Annotated in this window: 3 protein-coding genes and 1 pseudogene; all 4 read right to left on the bottom strand. The window is 69.8% G+C overall.

The genetic code is table 11. The features are described 5' to 3' along the window. Positions 1-135: 135 nt before the first annotated feature. The gene (gene modB, locus ABYX71_RS10980) at positions 136-813 is read right to left on the bottom strand and encodes a molybdate ABC transporter permease subunit (protein WP_372696537.1); all 678 of its coding nucleotides are present in this window, start codon (positions 811-813) and stop codon (positions 136-138) included. A 4-nt stretch (positions 814-817) separates the two neighbouring features. Next, a complete protein-coding gene (modA, locus tag ABYX71_RS10975; RefSeq protein ID WP_372696536.1) occupies positions 818-1,573 on the bottom strand; it encodes a molybdate ABC transporter substrate-binding protein in 756 nt (251 codons plus the stop codon). A 165-nt stretch (positions 1,574-1,738) separates the two neighbouring features. Continuing rightward, entirely contained in the window at positions 1,739-3,313 is a 1,575-nt protein-coding gene (locus ABYX71_RS10970; protein WP_372696535.1) for an aldehyde dehydrogenase family protein, read from the bottom strand. Positions 3,314-3,368: 55 nt separating this feature from the next. Next, positions 3,369-3,747: pseudogene (locus tag ABYX71_RS10965) on the bottom strand (exopolyphosphatase); the annotation flags it as partial.

The following is a 3,747-nucleotide window of genomic DNA, read 5'->3' as shown; positions in this document are numbered from 1 at the left end:
CGGCCAGCGCGCGCAGCAGGGTGCTCTTGCCGCTGCCGGACGCGCCCATCACGGCGGTGATGCCGGTCAGCTCCAGCGTCTGGTCCAGTTCCAGCGTGAAACCGGCGCGTTGCATGGCCAGCGCGATGTCCAGCCTCATGCCGCGTGCACCGGGTAACGGCGGTTCAGCGCGTAGACCAGTACCAGCACCGCGAACGAGAACACCAGCATGCCGGCGGCCAGCAGGTGCGCGGCGGCGAAGTTGAGCGTCTCCACCTGCTCGTAGATGGCAATCGAGATCACCCGGGTGCGACCGGGGATGTTGCCGCCCACCATCAGCACCACGCCGAATTCGCCCAGCGTGTGGGCAAAGCCGAGCACGGTGGCGGTGAGGTAGCCGCGCAGGGCAAGCGGGCTGGCCACGGTGAAGAAGGCATCCAGCGGCCGGGCGCCGAGCACCGCGGCGGCCTCCAGCGGGCCGCGGCCGACCGCCTCGAAGGCGCCCTGCAGCGGCTGCACCACGAACGGCAGCGAGTAGAGCATGGACGCCAGCACCAGCCCGCTGAACGAGAAGGTGAGGGTGTGTCCGGTCAGCCCCAGCCAGGCGCCGCCCAGCGGCGCCCCCGGTGCGAACAGCACCAGCAGGTAAAAGCCCAGCACCGTGGGCGGCAGCACCAGCGGCAGCGCGGTGACGGCCTCGATGAGCGGTTTCACGCGGGTGCGGGTGTGCGCCAGCCACCAGGCCAGCGGCGTGCCGACCAGCAGCAGCAGCAGCACGGTCACCGCGGCCAGGCGCAGGGTCAGCCAGACGGGGCCGAGGTCGAGATCGGCCACGGCGTCAGGGCAGGTCGTAGCCCAGCGCGGTGATCACCGCGCGTGCCGGCGGGCTGCCGAGGTAGTCCAGAAAGGCCCGGGCGGCGGGATTGTCGTGGCCGCGCACCAGCAGCAGGGCATCCTGGCGGATGGGTGCATGCAGCTCCTGCGGCACCGGCCAGCGGCTGCCGGGCGTGGGGTCCGTCAGCTGCGCCAGCGCCACGAACCCGGCCGGTGTGGCGCCGCCGGCGACCATGGCATAGGTCTGGCCGATGTTCTCGGCGCGGACGAGACGGTCCTGCAGCGCCGGCCATACGCCAAGTGCCTGCAGCGCCTGCTGCGCCGCCGTGCCGTAGGGCGCCAGGGCGGGGTTGGCGATGGCCAGGTGCCGGAACCGGCCGGCGGCCAGGTAGGCCGGGCCGTCGCTGAAGGCCTGCGGGTCGGCGCTCCACAGCACCAGTCGGCCCAGCGCGTAGGTGAAGCGGCTGTCCGGCACCGCGAACCCGGCGGCCTGCAGCGCGGCGGGCCGCTCGACATCCGCCGACAGGAACACGTCGAACGGCGCGCCCTGCTGGATCTGTGCCGCCAGCTTGCCGGACGAGCCCAGCACCACGGTCAGCCGGTGGCCGCTGGCCTGTTCGAAGGCCGGTACCAGGTGGTCCATGGCGGTGGAGAAATTGGCGGCCACGGCCACGGTGGCCTCGGCGGCACGGGCGGTGGCGCCGGCCGTCAGGCCAAGGGCAAGACACAGCGCAAGGCGTTGCAGCAGACGAAGGATCATGGCGCCGCCTAAGGTACCTGCGCCGTGGCGCGCGCGCGTGCGCCGGGCACAAAAAAAGCCCGGCTGCATGACAGCCGGGCCGGTTTCGTGGCGGGCGGCGCTGACGCACCGACCGCCGCACGCACCGGTCGGGCCCGCCCGGCGGGCCGTCCGGTGGCGCAGACCTCAGTGCTGGAAGATGCCCATCGGGCCTTCTTCGAGGTTGATCACCACGCTCTTGGTCAGCGTGTAGTGCTCCAGGATGTCGAAGCAGAACTCGCGCCCGAAGCCGCTTTGCTTGTACCCGCCCAGCGGCATGCCGGGCTTGAGGTTGAAGTAGCGGTTCACCCACACGGTGCCGGTCTGCATGGACCGCGAGATGCGGTGGGCGCGCGCCAGGTTGCGCGTCCACAGACCGCCGCCGAGGCCGTAGGTGCTGTCGTTGGCCAGCGCGATGGCTTCGTCGTCGTTCTTGAAGGTGATGGCGCAGGTGACCGGCCCGAAGATTTCCTCCTGGGCGATACGCATGCGGTTGTCGACGTCGACGAAGATGGTCGGCTCGATGAAGTTGCCGTTCTCGAAGCCCGGCACCGAGGCGCGCTTGCCGCCGCGGAACACCTTGGCACCTTCCTGCACACCGATGTCGAGGTACGACAGCACCTTGTCGCGCTGCATGACCGACGCCTGGGCGCCCATCTGCGTGGCCGGGTCGGTCGGATCACCCATGCGGATGCCGTCCAGCGTGCGGGACAGTTTTTCCAGGAACTCGTCGCGGATGCTCTCCTGCACCAGCAGGCGCGTGCCGGCGAGGCAGACTTCGCCCTTGTTGAACACCGTGGACAGGGCGGCGCTTTCCACCGCCGCGTCGATGTCGGCGTCGTCACACACGATGTGGGCCGACTTGCCGCCGAGCTCCAGCGTCTGCGGAATGATGTTGACCGAGGCGTACTGCATGATGCGGCGCGCGGTCGGCAGGGAGCCGGTGAACGCCACCTTGCGCACCTGCGGGTGGGTGACCAGCGGCTCGCCGACGTCGGCGCCGTAGCCGGTGACCACGTTCACCACGCCCGGCGGGATCACGTCCTGCATCTCGCGGAAGAACTCCAGCACCGACAGGCACACCGTCTCGGCCGGCTTCAGCACGATGGTGTTGCCGGCGGCCAGGGCCGGGGCGATCTTGGTCGCCATCATGATCAGCGGCACGTTCCACGGGATGATCTGTGCCACCACGCCGTAGGGCTCGCGGTGCACCACGCCGAGCGCGTCCGGGAAGTCCATGGCCTGCCCGTGCAGGTGCCAGGCGGCGCCGGCGAACAGTTCGAACTGGCCGATGGCGGCCGGCACGTCGAAGTGCATCGACTCGCGGATCGGCTTGCCGTTGTTGAGGGTCTCCAGCAGGGCGAAATCCTGCATGCGTGCCTTCAGGCGACGGGCGATCTCGATCAGCACTTCCTGGCGCTGGGCCGGGGTGCTGTGGCCCCAGGTCTTGAAGGCCTCGGAAGCGGCGGCGACGGCGCGCTCGACGTCCGTGGCGTTGCCGGCGGCGATGCGCGACAGGGTTTCACCGGTGGCCGGGTTGAACAGATCGATGGTGGCGCCGCTGGCGCCCTCGACCCACTGGCCGCCGATGAAGTGGCCGTACTGGGACTGGTACAGGCCGGATGGGTTGGATTGTTCGAGCGGTTTGTTCAAGACGACCTCCGATTGCGTAAGGGAAAACGGAATGGTTGGGACCGGTGTCGGGCCCACAGGTTCATGCATTGGTCGGTAGATGATAGTGCATACCTGCGTTCGGGCCGGGTGGGGCGAAGATCTTCTAGGTGTCCTCGATGCGCAGTTCGAAGCCCGCGGCGGCCAGGAACTGTGCTTCCTGTCGCAGGTCCGCCTCGGTCAGGGGGTGGCGCTCCAGCCAGCCGGGTGGAAAGCCCAGGCACAGCACGGCACCGTCCGCGCGCAGGCTGAAGCGACTCAGCCGCAGCGCGGCGCGGCTGCGGTGCAGTACCGCAGCCAGGCGCAGTAACAGGGCAAGGCGCATCAGCGGCCGGCGTGCCTCGTCGTCGAGCGCGGCGAATTCGCCGAGGGCGAACTTGCGCCGGTGCACGCGCACCAGCAGCGCCAGCTGGTGCTGTTCCTGGCGGGAGAAGCCGGCCAGGTCGGCGTGTTGCAGGATGTAGGCGCCGTGCTTGTGGTACTGG

It is taken from the genome of Immundisolibacter sp. (assembly GCF_041625615.1).
In the GTDB taxonomy this organism is placed as follows: Bacteria; Pseudomonadota; Gammaproteobacteria; order Immundisolibacterales; family Immundisolibacteraceae; genus Immundisolibacter.
This window is presented reverse-complemented; position numbering and strand designations above follow the sequence as displayed.

Coding starts and splice junctions, on each gene's coding strand:
- modA (WP_372696536.1), bottom strand. CDS start 1,573: ATGATCCTTCGTCTGCTGCAACGCCTTGCGCTGTGTCTTGCCCTTGGC.
- ABYX71_RS10970 (WP_372696535.1), bottom strand. CDS start 3,313: ATGCATGAACCTGTGGGCCCGACACCGGTCCCAACCATTCCGTTTTCC.